Origin of the sequence: Escherichia albertii NBRC 107761 = DSM 17582 (assembly GCF_000759775.1) — a bacterium.
In the GTDB taxonomy this organism is placed as follows: Bacteria; Pseudomonadota; Gammaproteobacteria; order Enterobacterales; family Enterobacteriaceae; genus Escherichia; species Escherichia albertii.
In genome coordinates, this window is record NZ_BBMY01000012.1 from 15270 (window position 1) to 30700 (window position 15431).

Annotated in this window: 17 protein-coding genes; 3 read left to right on the top strand and 14 right to left on the bottom strand. The window is 53.5% G+C overall.

From position 1 onward, the window contains the following. The first annotated feature begins 74 nt into the window (after positions 1-74). A complete protein-coding gene (gene flk, locus EA14781_RS03640) occupies positions 75-1058 on the top strand; it encodes a flagella biosynthesis regulator Flk (protein ID WP_000615795.1) in 984 nt (327 codons plus the stop codon). On the opposite strand, the gene EA14781_RS03645 is transcribed toward flk, so the two are convergent. Both EA14781_RS03645 and fabB read right to left on the bottom strand, forming a co-directional pair. Then, entirely contained in the window at positions 1055-2233 is a 1179-nt protein-coding gene (locus EA14781_RS03645; protein ID WP_000127800.1) for an MFS transporter, read from the bottom strand. The genes flk and EA14781_RS03645 overlap by 4 nt on opposite strands. A gap of 275 nt (positions 2234-2508) precedes the next feature. Beyond that, positions 2509-3729, bottom strand: coding sequence for a beta-ketoacyl-ACP synthase I (fabB, locus tag EA14781_RS03650; protein ID WP_000817188.1), 1221 nt, complete (start codon positions 3727-3729; stop codon positions 2509-2511). Positions 3730-3887: 158 nt separating this feature from the next. On the opposite strand from fabB, the gene mnmC reads away from it, so the two are divergent. Then, entirely contained in the window at positions 3888-5894 is a 2007-nt protein-coding gene (gene mnmC / locus EA14781_RS03655) for a bifunctional tRNA (5-methylaminomethyl-2-thiouridine)(34)-methyltransferase MnmC2/FAD-dependent 5-carboxymethylaminomethyl-2-thiouridine(34) oxidoreductase MnmC1 (protein WP_000683552.1), read from the top strand. Positions 5895-5997: 103 nt separating this feature from the next. On the opposite strand, the gene EA14781_RS03660 is transcribed toward mnmC, so the two are convergent. The 6 genes from EA14781_RS03660 to prmB are packed head-to-tail and all read right to left on the bottom strand — an operon-like array spanning position 5998 to position 10556. Next, positions 5998-6285 (bottom strand): YfcL family protein, encoded by a 288-nt coding sequence (locus tag EA14781_RS03660; RefSeq protein WP_000559756.1) that lies wholly within the window; start codon positions 6283-6285, stop codon positions 5998-6000. Between the two features lie 33 nt (positions 6286-6318). Further along, complete coding sequence (epmC, locus tag EA14781_RS03665) at positions 6319-6867, bottom strand: elongation factor P hydroxylase (RefSeq protein ID WP_001089213.1); 549 nt, start codon at positions 6865-6867, stop codon at positions 6319-6321. Next, positions 6867-7676: a sulfite exporter TauE/SafE family protein gene (locus EA14781_RS03670; protein WP_000379359.1), complete on the bottom strand. Its 810-nt coding sequence runs from the start codon at positions 7674-7676 to the stop codon at positions 6867-6869. Before EA14781_RS03670 ends, epmC begins: the two co-directional genes overlap by 1 nt. Next, positions 7676-8500, bottom strand: coding sequence for a penicillin-insensitive murein endopeptidase (gene mepA / locus EA14781_RS03675; protein WP_001043790.1), 825 nt, complete (start codon positions 8498-8500; stop codon positions 7676-7678). Before mepA ends, EA14781_RS03670 begins: the two co-directional genes overlap by 1 nt. Before the next feature lie 3 nt (positions 8501-8503). Then, complete coding sequence (gene aroC, locus EA14781_RS03680) at positions 8504-9589, bottom strand: chorismate synthase (RefSeq protein WP_002461679.1); 1086 nt, start codon at positions 9587-9589, stop codon at positions 8504-8506. A gap of 34 nt (positions 9590-9623) precedes the next feature. Beyond that, positions 9624-10556, bottom strand: coding sequence for a 50S ribosomal protein L3 N(5)-glutamine methyltransferase (gene prmB / locus EA14781_RS03685; protein WP_010326099.1), 933 nt, complete (start codon positions 10554-10556; stop codon positions 9624-9626). A 164-nt stretch (positions 10557-10720) separates the two neighbouring features. Between prmB and smrB the strand changes: the two genes are divergently transcribed. Further along, a complete protein-coding gene (gene smrB / locus EA14781_RS03690) occupies positions 10721-11272 on the top strand; it encodes an endonuclease SmrB (protein ID WP_000730462.1) in 552 nt (183 codons plus the stop codon). A gap of 66 nt (positions 11273-11338) precedes the next feature. Here the strand turns inward: smrB and EA14781_RS03695 are convergent, their stop codons facing one another. The 6 genes from EA14781_RS03695 to EA14781_RS03720 form a co-directional block, all read right to left on the bottom strand. Then, positions 11339-12190, bottom strand: coding sequence for a StfH/YfcO family fimbrial adhesin (locus tag EA14781_RS03695; RefSeq protein WP_339326492.1), 852 nt, complete (start codon positions 12188-12190; stop codon positions 11339-11341). Between the two features lie 7 nt (positions 12191-12197). After that, the gene (locus EA14781_RS03700; protein WP_241685452.1) at positions 12198-12695 is read right to left on the bottom strand and encodes a fimbrial protein; all 498 of its coding nucleotides are present in this window, start codon (positions 12693-12695) and stop codon (positions 12198-12200) included. A gap of 47 nt (positions 12696-12742) precedes the next feature. After that, positions 12743-13222 (bottom strand): fimbrial protein, encoded by a 480-nt coding sequence (locus EA14781_RS03705; protein ID WP_000824796.1) that lies wholly within the window; start codon positions 13220-13222, stop codon positions 12743-12745. Further along, a complete protein-coding gene (locus tag EA14781_RS03710) occupies positions 13219-13710 on the bottom strand; it encodes a fimbrial protein (protein ID WP_001213614.1) in 492 nt (163 codons plus the stop codon). The genes EA14781_RS03705 and EA14781_RS03710 overlap by 4 nt, the downstream gene beginning before the upstream one ends. Before the next feature lie 15 nt (positions 13711-13725). Continuing rightward, the gene (locus EA14781_RS03715) at positions 13726-14475 is read right to left on the bottom strand and encodes a fimbria/pilus periplasmic chaperone (RefSeq protein ID WP_000555837.1); all 750 of its coding nucleotides are present in this window, start codon (positions 14473-14475) and stop codon (positions 13726-13728) included. A gap of 10 nt (positions 14476-14485) precedes the next feature. Next, a partial coding sequence (locus tag EA14781_RS03720) for a fimbria/pilus outer membrane usher protein (RefSeq protein WP_042335380.1) occupies positions 14486-15431 on the bottom strand: 946 nt, incomplete at its 5' end.

Below are 15431 nucleotides of genomic sequence, written 5' to 3' on the forward strand. Positions count from 1 at the left end.
GAGTTAACCAAACAAGTGTGCCATAATCTCGCGCCCAGGCATACTTGCGATGATTTCAGGTATAAGGATACATAATGATACAACCTATTTCCGGCCCTCCTCCCGGGCAACTGCCAGACCGGGAAAACAGCGCAGGCACTCAGCCTTTATCCAGTCTGCAACGTACCGCCCTGGAAAGCTTGATGACCAAAGTAACCTCGCTGACGCAACAACAGAGAGCGGAGTTATGGGCCGGCATCAAACACGACATCGGCCTGCCAGGCGATTCACCTTTACTCTCGCGCCACTTCCCCGCTGCGGAACATAACCTCACGCAACGTCTGCTTGCCGCGCAAAAGAGCTATTCTGCTCGTCGGCTTTTAGCCCAGTTAGGGGAATATTTACGGTTGGGAAATAACCGTCAGGCGGTTACGGATTACATCCGAAATAACGTTGGTCAGACACCGCTTAACCAACTCTCGCCAGAACAATTAAAGACCATTCTTAACCTGTTACAGGAAGGGAAAATGGTTATTCCTCAACCACAGCAACGTCAGGCTACCGATCGTCCTTTATTACCGGCGGAGCATAATACGCTTAAACAACTGGTGACTAAACTCGCCGCGGCGACAGGGGAATCCAGCAAGCAGATCTGGCAGTCGATGCTGGAGCTTTCTGGTGTGAAAGATGGCGAACTAATCCCGGCAAAACTGTTTAACCATCTGGTCACCTGGTTGCAGGCGCGTCAGAGCTTAAGCCAACAAAATACCCCGACGCTGGAATCGCTTCAGATGGCGCTAAAGAAACCGCTGGATACCAACGAGCTGGCAGCACTATCCGCGTATATCGAGCAAAAATATGGCCTTTCCGCGCAATCCGTCCTTTCTTCTGTACAGGCTGAGGATATCCTGAACCAGCTCTATCAACGGCGGGTTAAAGGGATTGATCCACGAGACATCCAGCCACTGCTCAATCCCTTTCCACCATTAATGAACACATTGCAAAATATGGCGACACGTCCCAGCGTGTGGATTTTGTTAGTCGCCATCCTCGTCATGCTAGTCTGGCTGGTACGTTAACCCCGGCTAAACGACAGTATCGTGACAATAATTCCCAGCACCGCCGATATCGCCCCGGCAAGGAACACCGAAGGGTAACCAAACGAGGTCGCCAGCATTCCCGCCAGCGGCCCGGAAACACCGAGCGCAATATCCTGAAATGCTGCGTAGCCACCCAACGCAGTACCCCGAACTTGCGACGGAACACGCTTAACCACTTCCACACCCAATGCCGGAAAGATAAGCGAACATCCTGCTCCGGTTAACGCCGCGCCAGCTAATGCTACCCATGCGCCTGGCGCCTGCCAGAGCAGCAACAAGCCCACGGTTTCCACCAACAGAGAGACAATTGCCACTTTCACGCCGCCAAAACGGTCTGGCATCCAGCCAAACATTACGCGCATCACCACGAACGCGCCGCCAAATGCAGTAAGCGTAAAGCCCGCCATCGCCCAACCTTTGCTGGCAAAGTAGAGCGAAACAAAGGTGCCGATAACGGCAAAGCCAACGCCTTGTAGCGCCAGGCCTAACCCGGGTTTCCAGATAAGCCCAATGACGCTCCATAGCGATGGACGTTCTCCTGCCATAGCCGGTACTTTACGCACGGTACCGTTACAGGCCCACGCCAGTAACGGCAATGCCATTGTGGTAAGCGCCAGTGCAGCAAAACCGTAATGACTATGAATCAGTAAACCAAGCGGCGCGCCAACCGCCAGCGCGCCGTAAATTGCCATTCCGTTCCACGACATCACTTTGCCGGAATGTTTTGGCCCGACAATGCCTAATCCCCAGGTCAGGGCGCCCGTCAGCAACTGGCTTTCGCCAAAACCAAGAATCAACCGCCCAACAACCAACAGGGAAAATTTGATTGGCGCGGAAACCGGTAAAAGCGCCGCCAGCAGCAACGCAACGCCAGCCAGACCGCAAGCTAACATCCCCTGGAGCGCCGAACGTTTCGCACCATATTGATCGGCCAGCCGCCCGGCATAGCCGCGTGTCAAAACTGTCGCCAAAAACTGAATGCCGACGGCAATTCCAACCATGGTGTTGCCATAGCCCAACTCATGATGGACAAACAGCGGGATAACCGGCAACGGCAGTCCGACTGTCATGTAGGTAAGGAAAACCGCAAGAGCGATGCGAAAGAGCGAAAAATTAGCGGAAGAACGTGTTTCTGTTTGGCTTACAGCAGTCATGTATTACTCCAGAATGCAGCGCAAGGCGAGGAGTGAACTCGTCTCATCTATCTGGTTTTCAGGGTTACGGGGCGTTGGCAGGATTTAACGCGTACGTATATTCAGAAGGACATCGACAAAGCAGAAAGTTTGCCTGGAACAAGCGACTATTGTCAATGATGTGAAAAAGGGAACCATCAGGTTCCCTTTTGCGTTAGTGTCGGATGCAACATTGGCGCGTAACGTCGGATGCGACGCTGGCGCGTCTTATCCGACCTACTCCGACCTACTCCGAATTAATCTTTCAGCTTACGCATCACCAGCGTGGCGTTGGTGCCACCGAAGCCGAAGCTGTTAGACATAACAGTGGTCAACTCGCGATCGATAGTTTCTGTCACGATGTTCAGACCCGCAGCCTGCTCGTCCAGCTCTTCAATGTTAATGCTCGGGGCAATGAAGCCGTGTTCCAGCATCAGCAGAGAGTAGATAGCTTCCTGTACGCCTGCCGCGCCCAGAGAGTGACCGGTCATTGCCTTGGTTGCAGAAATCGCCGGGCTCTTATCGCCAAATACTTCGCGGATAGCCGCCAGCTCTTTCACGTCGCCGACCGGAGTCGAAGTCCCGTGGGAGTTCAGGTAGTCGATTGGCGTATCAACACCGTGCATCGCCATCTGCATACAACGTACTGCGCCTTCGCCAGACGGAGCAACCATGTCTGCACCATCAGAGGTTGCGCCATAACCAACGATTTCAGCGTAGATATGCGCGCCGCGCGCCAGCGCGTGTTCCAGCTCTTCAACGACTACCATACCGCCGCCGCCAGCGATAACGAAACCGTCACGATGCGCGTCATAAGTACGGGAAGCTTTTTCCGGGGTATCGTTGTATTTAGTGGACAGCGCGCCCATCGCGTCAAATTCGCACGCCATTTCCCAGCACAGCTCTTCGCCGCCGCCAGCAAATACGATGTCTTGTTTGCCCAGTTGGATCTGCTCTACCGCATTACCGATACAGTGTGCGGAAGTCGCGCACGCGGAGCTGATAGAGTAGTTAACGCCGTGAATTTTAAACGGCGTAGCGAGACAGGCAGAAACGCCAGATGCCATCGCTTTGGTGACCACATACGGACCAACCGCTTTCAGGCCGCGCGGGCTACGCATTGCGTCAGCGCCAAATACCTGAAAACGCGGGGAACCGCCGCCGGAACCTGCAATCAGGCCAACGCGCGGGTTATTCTGGTAAGTTTCCGGGGAGAGGCCGGCATCTGCAATTGCCTGCTCCATAGAAAGGAATGCATAGATGGATGCGTCGCTCATAAAGCGCACTACTTTGCGGTCAATGAGGCCAGTGGTATCCAGTTTTACGTTGCCCCAAACGTGGCTACGCATGCCGGAATCCTTCAGCTCCTGAGAGAAAGTGATCCCTGAACGTCCTTCACGCAGAGATGCCAGGACTTCCTGCTGGTTATTACCGATGCTGGAAACAATGCCCAGGCCAGTAATCACTGCACGTTTCATTCAATACCTCTGTAAGTCGCACATAGAGTAAGTTTCGCATGCACAATAGCGTACACTTGTACGCCGAACAAGTCCGATCAGCCAATTAATAGAGAAATTTGCGCCGCCTGGCACACATCGCTAAGATCGAGCCACCGCCTGTGAGACGAGTAACTTACGTGAAACACTACGCCATACAACCTGCCAACCTCGAATTTAATGCTGAGGGTACACCTGTTTCCCGAGATTTTGACGATGTCTATTTTTCCAACGATAACGGACTGGAAGAGACACGCTATGTTTTTCTGGGGGGTAACCAATTAGAGGCACGTTTTCCCACACATCAATATCCTCTGTTTGTGGTAGCTGAAAGCGGCTTCGGCACCGGATTAAACTTCCTGACGCTATGGCAGGCATTCGATCAATTTCGCGAAGCGCATCCACAGGCGCAATTGCAGCGATTGCATTTCATCAGTTTTGAGAAATTCCCCCTCACCCGCGCAGATTTAGCGCTGGCGCATCAACACTGGCCGGAGCTGACCCTGTGGGCGGAACAGCTTCAGGCGCAGTGGCCTTTGCCCCTGCCCGGTTGCCATCGTTTATTGCTCGATGAAGGCCGCGTAACGCTGGATTTATGGTTTGGCGATATCAACGAACTGACCAGCCAACTGGACGATTCGCTGAATCAAAAAGTGGACGCCTGGTTTCTGGACGGTTTTGCTCCAGCGAAAAACCCGGATATGTGGACGCAAAATCTGTTTAATGCCATGGCGCGCCTGGCACGCCCCGGCGGTACGCTGGCGACCTTTACTTCCGCCGGTTTTGTCCGCCGTGGTTTACAGGAAGCCGGATTTACCATGCAAAAGCGCAAAGGGTTTGGTCGTAAACGGGAAATGCTTTGCGGCGTAATGGAGCAGACATTACCACTCTCCTGCTCCGCGCCGTGGTTTAACCGTACGGGCAGCAGCCAACGGGAAGCGGCAATTATCGGCGGCGGTATTGCCAGCGCGTTGTTGTCGCTGGCGCTGTTACGTCGCGGATGGCAGGTAACGCTTTATTGCGCGGATGACGCCCCTGCGCTGGGGGCTTCCGGTAACCGTCAGGGCGCGTTGTATCCGTTATTGAGCAAACATGACGAAGCATTAAATCGCTTTTTCTCCAATGCGTTCACCTTTGCCCGCCGACTTTATGACCAATTCCCCGTTACATTCGATCATAACTGGTGCGGTGTAACGCAGTTGGGATGGGATGAAAAAAGCCAGCATAAAATCGCGCAGATGTTGTCGATGGAATTACCCGCAGATCTGGCGAGTGCGGTAGAAGCGAGTGACGTTGAGCACATTACAGGCGTTGCGACGAATTGCGGCGGCATTACTTATCCGCAAGGTGGCTGGCTGTGTCCGGCGGAACTGACCCGTAATGTACTGGAACTGGCGCAACAGCAAGGTTTGCAGATTCGTTATCAACATCGGTTACAGGATTTATCCCGCCAGGATGATGTGTGGCAACTGAGGTTTGTGGATAATCAGCAAGCGACACATAGCGTGGTGGTACTGGCGAACGGGCATCAAATCAACCGTTTCAATCAAACATCGCATTTGCCGGTTTATTCAGTTGCCGGTCAGGTCAGCCATATTCCGACCACGTCGGAGCTGGCGAAGCTGAAGCAAGTTTTGTGTTATGACGGCTATCTCACACCGCAAAATCCGGCAAATCAGCACCATTGTATTGGCGCCAGTTATCATCGCGGCAGCGAAGATACGACCTACAGTGAGGACGATCAGCAACAGAATCGGCAGCGGCTTATTGATTGTTTCCCACAAGCACAATGGGCGAAGGCGGTTGATGTCAGTGATAAAGAGGCGCGTTGCGGTGTTCGCTGTGCTACCCGCGATCATCTGCCAATGGTAGGCAATGTGCCTGATTATGACGCAACGCTCACGGAATATGCCTCTCTGGCGGAACAGAAAGATGAAGCGGTAAGCGCACCGATTTATGCCAATCTGTTTATGCTTGCTGCTTTGGGGTCGCGTGGTTTGTGCTCAGCCCCGCTGTGCGCCGAAATTCTGGCGGCACAGATGAGTGAAGAACCGATTCCGATGGATGCCAGTACGCTGGCAGCGTTAAATCCGAATCGATTATGGGTACGGAAGTTGCTGAAAGGTAAAGCGGTTAAGGCTGGGTAATCTGCTTTGGCATTGTTTTGTCGGATGCGGCGTGAACGCCTTATCCGACCTACTTGTAACTGGGTGTAACCTGTAGGCCTGATAAGACGCGGTAAGCGTCGCATCAGGCATTATGCTGCTGTGAAGCCTGCTGAAACAGATGTTCCCACATATCGGTTACCAGCGCCTGGTCGCGCGGCGACAATTCACCCGCGCCAATAGCTTTTTCCAGACTCTGGCTAACCGTTGTATATACCGCCAGGGCGGAGTGGTCATCGCCACTTTCCAGTTCTGCGATGGCTAATGTCAGGTGGCCACGCAAATACCCACTGGCAAATAACTCATCATCACTGGCATGGTCAACCATACCGTCGATTAATGCCAGAATGCGTGATTCAAACTCCGCGATCATCTTCTTTCCTCATTGTAAAACGTGGCGCAGGCTTCAGTTGAGCGCTTCCGGCCACGGGAACTGTTCCGCCGTAAGTTCCGGCGTGTGATAATAATTTTGTAATGCTTTGATAAAGCGTGCCGGACGTTCGAGAATACCGTTCTCCAGATAGTTTATTACCTGTGCATGGACCCGCCGTTGAAATGCCACGCGATCCGGTTCGAAATCCCCTTCAAGGTTGTCGCAACTGACATTAAACGGATATCCCGCCGCCACGCAAAACAACCAGTCAAGCGCCTGCGGCTTCACTTCAACATCTTCAAACTGGCTCTGCGTTTGAGCATCGCGACCATCCGGGCAATACCAGTAGCCGAAGTCAACCAGTTCTCGGCGCGCTTTCCCGGCAATACACCAGTGCGAAATCTCGTGGATGGCGCTGGCGTAAAAACCGTGAGCGAAAATAATGCGGTTATACGGTACTTCCGCATCTGCAGGAAGATAGATCGGTTCGTCGTCGCCTTTAATCAGACGGGTATTAAATTCATCGGCAAAGCAGTTATTAAAAATTTCAATCAGCTGCTCATAGTGGTGTGTACTGTTCATTAGTTCATCCCCAACCAGTGGAGGATCTCCTGTCCGTGGCTATCATAAAGTAATTTGGCGCTCATCACCGCTGAGACGATAACGATCATCGGGCGGATCAGTTTTTGTCCTTTGCTCAACACCAGTCGTGACCCCATGCGCGCGCCGAGAAATTGCCCCACCAGCATCACAAATCCCGTCGCCCAAATCACCTTGCCGCCGAGAATAAACAGCAACAACCCGCCGAGGTTTGACGTTGCATTGAGTAATTTCGCGTGGGCGGTGGCTTTAGCGAGGTTGAATCCGCACAGCGTCACAAAGGCCAGTGCGTAAAACGAGCCGGCTGCCGGGCCGAAGAAGCCGTCATAAAAGCCAACGCACCCACCAGCGATTAAGGCAAAAGGCAGACCGTACATCCGGCGCTGACGGTCTTCTTCACCCAGTTTTGGCATCAGCAAGAAATAGAGGCCGATACAAATGACTAGGAGCGGCAAAATCTGCCGTAACACATCGGCTTTAACGTACTGCACCAATAAAGCGCCGCTCATTGAGCCGACAAAGGTCATAGCAATATTGAGCTTCTGGTCGCTTAAGCTAACCACTTTGCAGCGAATAAAATAGATGGTTGCAGAGATAGAGCCGCCACAAGCCTGCAGTTTATTGGTTGCCAGCGCATTAGCCGGAGGCATTCCTGCCGCCATCAATGCCGGAATAGTGAGTAACCCACCACCGCCCGCTATCGAGTCGATAAATCCCGCCAATATGGCGACCAAAAAGAGGACGCCCAGCAACAGCGGGGAAACCATAAACAGATGATTAAAAGTATCCATTACAGTACGTGCTCATCCAGTAGCGCCTGGCAGGAAGGCGGCAACGGAGGCGGTGTCTTCTTCTCAGGCTTGGTTGTTCCTGGTTTTGGCGGTTCAAACCAGCTTTGCAGTTCTGCCCCACAGCCATCGCCTGGCGGTGGTAAAGGTTGATCTTCACACTCCAGACTATCGGCAGGACAACGTAATCGTACATGCATATGCGCGCGATGCTGGAACCAGGGCCGCACTTTCCGCAACCAGTCGCGATCGGTGCCTGCATCCAGACAAAGTTGTTGTTTAATCGCCGGATTAACAAAAATGCGGGTAACATCTTTGTCCTGCGCAGCAAGTTTAATCAGATTGAAAATTTCCGGTTTCCATAGCGATGGAACAACGTGCTTACCGTCGCGAGAAACGAGATCCAGCGCCTGTGGCCGCAAAAGTTGCGCCGAGGTCCAGCGTGTTTTTGGCAGTTGCAGGAAGATATCAACGTCCAGTCCGGTCTGGTGGCTGGCGTGACCGCCGTTGAAGCGCCCACCAGCAGGCATCCCCATATCGCCAATCAGTACCGTCCCCATCCCCAGATTATTGACCTGGCGGCTGAGACGCTGAATAAACCTGACCAGATCCGGGTGACCGAAATAGCGACGCTGATCGGTACGCATCACCTGATAATGTTCGGACTGTATCGGCAGCGTGTCAGCGCCGACGATACAGCCATTAGAAAAACTGCCTATCGATTGTGCGCTACCCGGCACAGGTTGGGTAATTTTTTGCCACGGCGTTGCCGCCAGGCTGACGTTGCTGGCAAGCAGGGCCAGTAACGCAATCGCGGTCTTGTTCATTTTTTACCAGCGTGGAATATCAGTCTTCACATCGGCATTTTGCGCCCGTTGCCGTAACAGGTGATCCATCAAAACGATCGCCAGCATGGCTTCGGCGATCGGCACTGCGCGGATCCCGACACAAGGATCATGGCGACCTTTGGTGATCATCTCTACTTCTTCGCCAGCGCGGTTAATTGTACGCCCCGGCACAGTAATACTGGAGGTCGGTTTCAGCGCCATATGAGCAATGATTTGCTGCCCGCTGCTGATGCCGCCGAGAATGCCGCCCGCGTGATTACTCTGGAAACCCGCTTTGGTGATTTCGTCGCGGTTCTGGCTGCCGCGCAGCGCTACAACGTCAAAACCGTCGCCGATTTCCACACCTTTCACCGCGTTAATGCTCATCAGCGCATGGGCGATGTCGGCATCCAGGCGATCAAATACTGGCTCGCCAAGTCCGGCGGGTACGCCATTTGCCACCACGGTCACTTTCGCGCCGATGGAGTCGCCCTCTTTTTTCAGCGCGCGCATCAGTTCATCTAAGGCGTTGATTTTGTCCGGGTCCGGGCAGAAGAAGGGATTTTGCTCAACCTGCGACCAGTCTTTGATTTCCAGTGGAATATCGCCCATCTGACTCAGGCAGCCGCGAATTTCGATACCAAATTTCTCGGCGAGATATTTTTTAGCAATCGCCCCTGCTGCCACGCGCATCGCCGTTTCGCGAGCGGAAGATCGTCCGCCGCCGCGATAATCGCGCAGACCGTATTTTTGTTCGTAGGTGTAATCGGCATGACCCGGGCGGAAAACATCTTTAATTGCGCTGTAATCCTGGGAACGTTGATCGGTGTTTTCGATCAACAAACCAATGCTGGTGCCGGTGGTAACGCCTTCAAAAACACCGGAGAGTATTTTGACCTGATCCGGTTCGCGGCGCTGGGTGGTATAGCGCGATGTCCCGGGGCGACGACGGTCGAGGTCATGTTGCAGGTCCGCTTCCGAGAGCGGAATGCCTGGCGGAACACCATCGACGATACAGCCGAGCGCCAGCCCGTGCGATTCGCCGAAGGTGGTTACGCGAAAGAGTTGTCCAATTGTGTTTCCAGCCATCACGGTTCCGTTATTGTTGTGTTTGCGTGTTTACTTAATCTTTATAAATACCGAAATGTTCACGGGCCGCCAGCAATTGCGCTTTAGTGAGCATAAACACACCGTCGCCGCCGTTATCAAACTCCAGCCAGGTGAACGGAACATCCGGGTATTGCTCCATCAGATGTACCATGCTGTTGCCCACTTCACAAATCAGTACGCCGTCATCCGCAAGGTAATCAGCCGCATTACCGAGAATGCGACGTGTCAGTTTCAGGCCGTCAGTGCCAGACGCCAGACCCAGTTCCGGTTCGTGGCGATATTCATTTGGCAAGTCAGACATATCTTCCGCATCGACATACGGCGGATTAGTGACAATCAGGTCGTACTGTACTTTCGGCAAATCGCGGAACAGATCGGAACGAATCGGAATGACGTTATGAATCAGGCCGTGTTCTTCAATGTTCTGTTCGGCAACCGCCAGCGCATCAGGAGAAATGTCTACCGCGTCGACTTCCGCTTCCGGGAAAGCATAAGCACAGGCAATGGCGATACAACCGCTACCGGTGCACATATCTAAAATGTGCTGCGGTTGTTTGTTGATAAGCCCGGCAAATTTGTTGTTGATCAGTTCCCCAATCGGCGAGCGCGGTACCAGCACGCGCTCATCGACGTAAAATTCATGGCCGCAGAACCAGGCTTTATTGGTCAGGTAGGCAACCGGAATGCGCTCGTTGACGCGACGGATTACGCGCTCAACAATACGGTGTTTTTCGCTGGAGGTCAGGCGCGCATTGCGCATGTCTTCCGGGATATCCAGCGGCAGATAAAGCGACGGTAATACCAGTTGTACCGCTTCATCCCACGGGTTATCGGTGCCGTGACCGTACCAGATATTCGCCGCGCTGAAGCGGCTCACCGACCAGCGCAACATGTCCTGAATGGTTTGCAGTTCATTTACTGCTTCATCAACGAAAATTTTATCCACGTGTTCCTCCAGGGCATGATTGCATTAATTTCGGCGGCTAGTTTGCCATGAAGGCGGTGATAAATCAGCATCCACGCGCCGTGAGTGAGGAAAAATACGTTTAAAACGATCGATTGCGCGGCGAGTCGGGTAAACTGTAGGAAAATGAGAAATGAGAAGCGTAAATGAAAAAGAAATCACCACTTAGTGAGGAGGATCAGGCGCTGTTCCGCCAGTTGATGGCGGGGACTCGCCAGCTTAAACAGGACACGATTGTCCATCGACCGCAACGCAAGAAAATCAGTGAAGTACCGGTCAAACGTTTGATTCAGGAGCAGGTTGATGCCAGCCATTATTTTTCCGATGAGTTTCAGCCGTTATTAAATACCGAAGGTCCGGTGAAATATGTCCGCCCGGATGTCAGCCATTTTGAGGCGAAGAAGTTGCGACGCGGGGATTATTCACCGGAGTTGTTTCTCGATTTACACGGTCTGACGCAACTACAGGCGAAACAGGAATTAGGCGCATTGATTGCCGCCTGCCGACGGGAACATGTGTTTTGCGCCTGCGTGATGCATGGTCACGGTAAACATATTCTCAAGCAGCAAACGCCGCTGTGGCTGGCGCAGCATCCGCATGTGATGGCATTTCACCAGGCGCCGAAAGAGTACGGCGGTGATGCGGCATTGCTGGTGCTTATTGAGGTAGAAGAGTGGCTGCCGCCGGAACTTCCCTGAGAAATATCTTCGCGGAAACCTGTTATCCGACCAGGACTCTGGTCGGATAATATTGAATCATCAACGCTACAGCTCGTTCAAAATATACTGGAAGCGACAGGTCGCGGCGATCGCGGGGACGTTGTTGGAGGTATTCACCTGCAACACCATATCGTGCAGTTGTTTGTCGGTGATGGGGTGCGGCGTTGGCGTGACGCTAACCCTGGCATCATCGCAGCCCGAGGAGGTAAAGGTCATCAGTTGAGCCACCAGACGGCAATAAAGGCCACGTTCATCAGGCTGGCTACCGTCGCACAGTTGACCATCTTTCATCAGATAGGTAGAAAGCGTTTGGGTGACAACACCACCGCCCCCGGGCAGGCGTACCGTTTTATTATGCGCCACATAGTTTTCATCCCAGGAGACGTCATAAGGTGCAACCGCCACTGGCGGGCACGATGAGTTATGCGCTTTCGGGCCAGTATAAGGCCCCTGATCTCCGGTGAAGGTGCTGTGATAAAATGTTGTTATATATGATGAAATCAACCACGGACATCCGCCAACCGGTTGATCAACATAAACCGAGATATTCGTAGAGTAACACCCCCATGTGCTGGTGTTTGGCGCATCATGAACGCCGGGACATGGCCCAATACTTCCCGCGCCGGAGGCAGCCCCCATATTCAAACGAGGTGCATGGATAGTCCCCGTGGTGTCACTCCAGTAAATGTTTGTTATATTTCCAGTATTCAAACGCTGGCTTGGCTCCTGATATGTCCCATAGTACGTTCCGTGCGGCGTCACCACCTCCAGATAAAGAGTGAAATTGGTCATAGCGGGGTTACCTGCGCCAAAATAGGTATGCAGGTCACCAACATATGTATCCGCCTGCCCTCCGAAACTCAACAGCATCAACAACCCTAAAAAATACCGTGTCATTTTCATCTTAAATATACTCAAATGTCGCCGTCAGCTGGGCGGTAAAGTCGCCAGGCGTCACATCCCGGCCACTTTTCGCCTGAAGCCAGGCGTTAAAATTCAGCGAATTGTTACCGCCGCTTGCGGTAGTGAGCACAAATGTCGCCCCGGTGGTGCTATTGATTGGCACTTGCACACCGTTGGTCGTTTCCATACCAATCCCTACCCCTTGCGCTCCTGAAGAAGCGTCCAGCGCTAGAAATCCCGGCTGACCGCTGTCTTCCGGGCCAGTAAACGTGACCTTAACGTTGTACTGCGCAGGCCCCTTGCACTCTTTCAGTTGAAAAACCACCGGCACGCGTGCGGACTGCCCGCTCACCATCAGGTCTTTGTAACTCATGGTAGGAAAATGCACTTCCACCAGCAGCCCGCCGTTCGATACCGGGGTGCAGGACTTGCTCAACAAATTACCGTGCAGATACAGGTTGTCGTTCTTAGCCTGAGTCACACCGCCAAAAACCAGCATCAGGCCACACGCCAACGCCAGATGGTTAAACACTCTGCTTATCGTCGTCATTGATAATCCACCTGTAAGGTGGCGTAAGCGCTGAAATCACCATCGTTCAGCACCGCGCCATTTTTCTTCACCGGCACCGCCTTCAGCGTCGGCAAATTCGTTGTATCGATCGTCAGTGGCGTATTCCAGCGAAACGGCTGGCCGTTTTGCTGAAGCTGAATGCCCAATCCTGTCACGTTGGTTTGCACCGCCGCGTTATCAAAATCCGTTTGCGATCCTGTCCAGGTCAGCGTCATTACCCAGGCGGAATTTCGGCTGGCACTGTCGCAGGTAATGGTATAGGGCACATCCTGGCGGAAGTTAACGCCGTTGATATTGTCGATAATGACGTCCTGAAACAGCACATCAATGGTGTTATTGGCACTGACGGTACACGCGGGCGGCGCCAGCAAATTCCCCTGAAACGTAATATCTTCTGGCGCGGCAAACGTTACGCCACAGAGTCCAGACAGTAAAAAAAGCGCGAGTCGTTTCATTGGTAGTCCACCACCATCGTTACTGTGGCGCTAAACGCCGACGCCGTAAGCTGAACGCCGCTCTGTTTCACCGGTACCGCCTCCAGCTTCGGCTGATTGGCGAAATTAAAAGGCGTCCAGTTATCGTTCCCCACAGCAAACAGCGAATGATCGCTGACGCTCTGTACCCGAATACCGAAACCGTCAATGCCGGTAGCGACCACCGTCTGGCCATTAATAGTGGCGGTGGTGCCGCGAAGCTGCATTCGCAGATCGTCGAATTTGCGAGCGCCGCAGTTCAGCGTGTAGCCGACAGGCTTCAAATAGTTGCTGCCGTCGATGCTTTTAATCAGCACATCGCCAAAATTCACCGCACTCCCCTTTATCGAACAGGGCGGCGGCGCATCCACCAGCACACGTAGCTCCATGTTTACCGTTTTGCTGTCGGCCCAGACTGTGGCACTGGTCAGCAACAACGCGGCAGCAATGGGCAGAAAAGCTCCTCTCATCGTGACCTCCCGGCGTTAGCCTTTGCGGCTTTGCGCGTCATCCACCTGGCAGGTATCACCAGCGCAGTGGAAGAACAGCGGTAAACGCGCGCCGTAATCATTGACATAAGTCAGCACCGGCACGCTGTCCATTTTCACCTTCAACGGTTGCGAGGTTTTCGGCAGAATAACCAGCGGCGAGAAACCTGCCGCCGTGCTGCCATCGTTTTTCGCCCCGGCGTTGCTGAGAATGACGTAGTACGGCGTCGGGTTATTGACGGTAAACGTTTGTCCGGCGCGAGTGAGCGTCACTTTGTATTGCCACGGGTTTCTCATATCCACTTTTTCCAGCGCTTTCGGTCGCCAGAACAACTTGATGCGCGTTTGCAGGGCGATTTGCAGCGTATTGGGGGTGTTCGATTTCGGCGGGATCTCGCGCACGTTGAAATAGAACATGCTTTCACGATCGGCGGGCAGATTATGGATATCCGGCAGCCCCTGCACCTTAACCTGACCATTCATCATGGCGTCGATGCGCTGCACTGGCGGCAACACCGCCAGCGGCGAACTGATCTTGTTGCCCTTCGCATCTTCGAGCCAGCTCTGAGCCAGATACGGTGATTTAGGGTCGTTATTGCGCAGCGTCACGCTGATCGAGTTATCGCTTTCATTAAAAATCAAGCGGGTACGGTCGGGCGTAACCGAAGCCTGCGCAGGCAGGCTGGCAGCGGTGAGCAGCAACATCAGTGCCGCCCCGAGGGTTGTTGAAGGCTGAAGTGAGTGCATGGATCGTTCCTTAATCACGTAACTGAAGAGAAGAGAGCGCTGCGGGCGCCACCGTTGGCGCAACTTTATGCGCCTGCTCCTGAATTGCGGGTTTGACATCAACCGGCGCTGTCGCAGGCGTCTGTGCATTTTTCTGTCGGCAAGGCAACAACAGGCCGTTAAACAGATTGGCAGGCAGCGGATCGGGCAGCGAGATATCGCATTGAATTGCACCATCCCAGGAGACCGCCATATGCTCACCCGCTTTCACACCCGCGAGGTAGACATTACCGTCGTCGTCCACCAGTCCAACCTGCTGCTGACTGTCATTTTTTACTTCCGCGCCGAACGGCGGGTAGCTGCCGTCACGTAAACGCAGTACGGCCATCGCTTTTTGCCCGCTAATGACGCTAAATTTGCGGTAGCCGATAGCCCCTTCGGTCAGCGTCGCCTGTACCACGGATTGCGTCGCTTCGGCGTTCTCCGGCATATTGTTTAAGTCGATATTGGCCTGGTTACGGTAGTAGCTGTTCACATCACCGATGACCGCCTTACCGAACATATTGGTGTAGACCGGCGCGCCGTTGCTCTGCACAGGCACTCCGCCAACGCCGTCGGCATCGACCAACAGACGCGTACCGCCCATATTTTGCAGGCGATGCAGCGCGCCGCCATGTGCAGTCAACGTGGCCCCGCCCTGTAAAGAGATCCCCGCCGACTGATATTGTCCTTCGTAATAGTTGGCGTTGAGATCGACTTTCGCCAGCGTGCCATCGTGACTCAGATAGCCGTCCACGCTGGAGTGATGATCGCTGGTACCGACGTTCACCTGATAGTGCGTGGCGTCGTCGATACGGCTGAAGTAACCGACCTGGCTGCTGTTCGGGCCGTTGCCGTAAGAACCGTTGTAGTTAATGGTGCTGGTGTCGCTCCACGGAATACTCATAGTGACGTATACGCCCTTATCGCTGCTGTGG

What these genes read in the sequence shown, in the direction of transcription:
- flk (WP_000615795.1), top strand. Translation starts at nt 75, where the DNA reads ATGATACAACCTATTTCCGGCCCTCCTCCCGGGCAACTGCCAGACCGG.
- EA14781_RS03645 (WP_000127800.1), bottom strand. Translation starts at nt 2,233, where the DNA reads ATGACTGCTGTAAGCCAAACAGAAACACGTTCTTCCGCTAATTTTTCG.
- fabB (WP_000817188.1), bottom strand. Translation starts at nt 3,729, where the DNA reads ATGAAACGTGCAGTGATTACTGGCCTGGGCATTGTTTCCAGCATCGGT.
- EA14781_RS03660 (WP_000559756.1), bottom strand. Translation starts at nt 6,285, where the DNA reads ATGATCGCGGAGTTTGAATCACGCATTCTGGCATTAATCGACGGTATG.
- epmC (WP_001089213.1), bottom strand. Translation starts at nt 6,867, where the DNA reads ATGAACAGTACACACCACTATGAGCAGCTGATTGAAATTTTTAATAAC.
- EA14781_RS03670 (WP_000379359.1), bottom strand. Translation starts at nt 7,676, where the DNA reads ATGGATACTTTTAATCATCTGTTTATGGTTTCCCCGCTGTTGCTGGGC.
- mepA (WP_001043790.1), bottom strand. Translation starts at nt 8,500, where the DNA reads ATGAACAAGACCGCGATTGCGTTACTGGCCCTGCTTGCCAGCAACGTC.
- aroC (WP_002461679.1), bottom strand. Translation starts at nt 9,589, where the DNA reads ATGGCTGGAAACACAATTGGACAACTCTTTCGCGTAACCACCTTCGGC.
- smrB (WP_000730462.1), top strand. Translation starts at nt 10,721, where the DNA reads ATGAAAAAGAAATCACCACTTAGTGAGGAGGATCAGGCGCTGTTCCGC.
- EA14781_RS03695 (WP_339326492.1), bottom strand. Translation starts at nt 12,190, where the DNA reads ATGACACGGTATTTTTTAGGGTTGTTGATGCTGTTGAGTTTCGGAGGG.
- EA14781_RS03700 (WP_241685452.1), bottom strand. Translation starts at nt 12,695, where the DNA reads ATGCTGGTTTTTGGCGGTGTGACTCAGGCTAAGAACGACAACCTGTAT.
- EA14781_RS03705 (WP_000824796.1), bottom strand. Translation starts at nt 13,222, where the DNA reads ATGAAACGACTCGCGCTTTTTTTACTGTCTGGACTCTGTGGCGTAACG.
- EA14781_RS03710 (WP_001213614.1), bottom strand. Translation starts at nt 13,710, where the DNA reads ATGAGAGGAGCTTTTCTGCCCATTGCTGCCGCGTTGTTGCTGACCAGT.
- EA14781_RS03715 (WP_000555837.1), bottom strand. Translation starts at nt 14,475, where the DNA reads ATGCACTCACTTCAGCCTTCAACAACCCTCGGGGCGGCACTGATGTTG.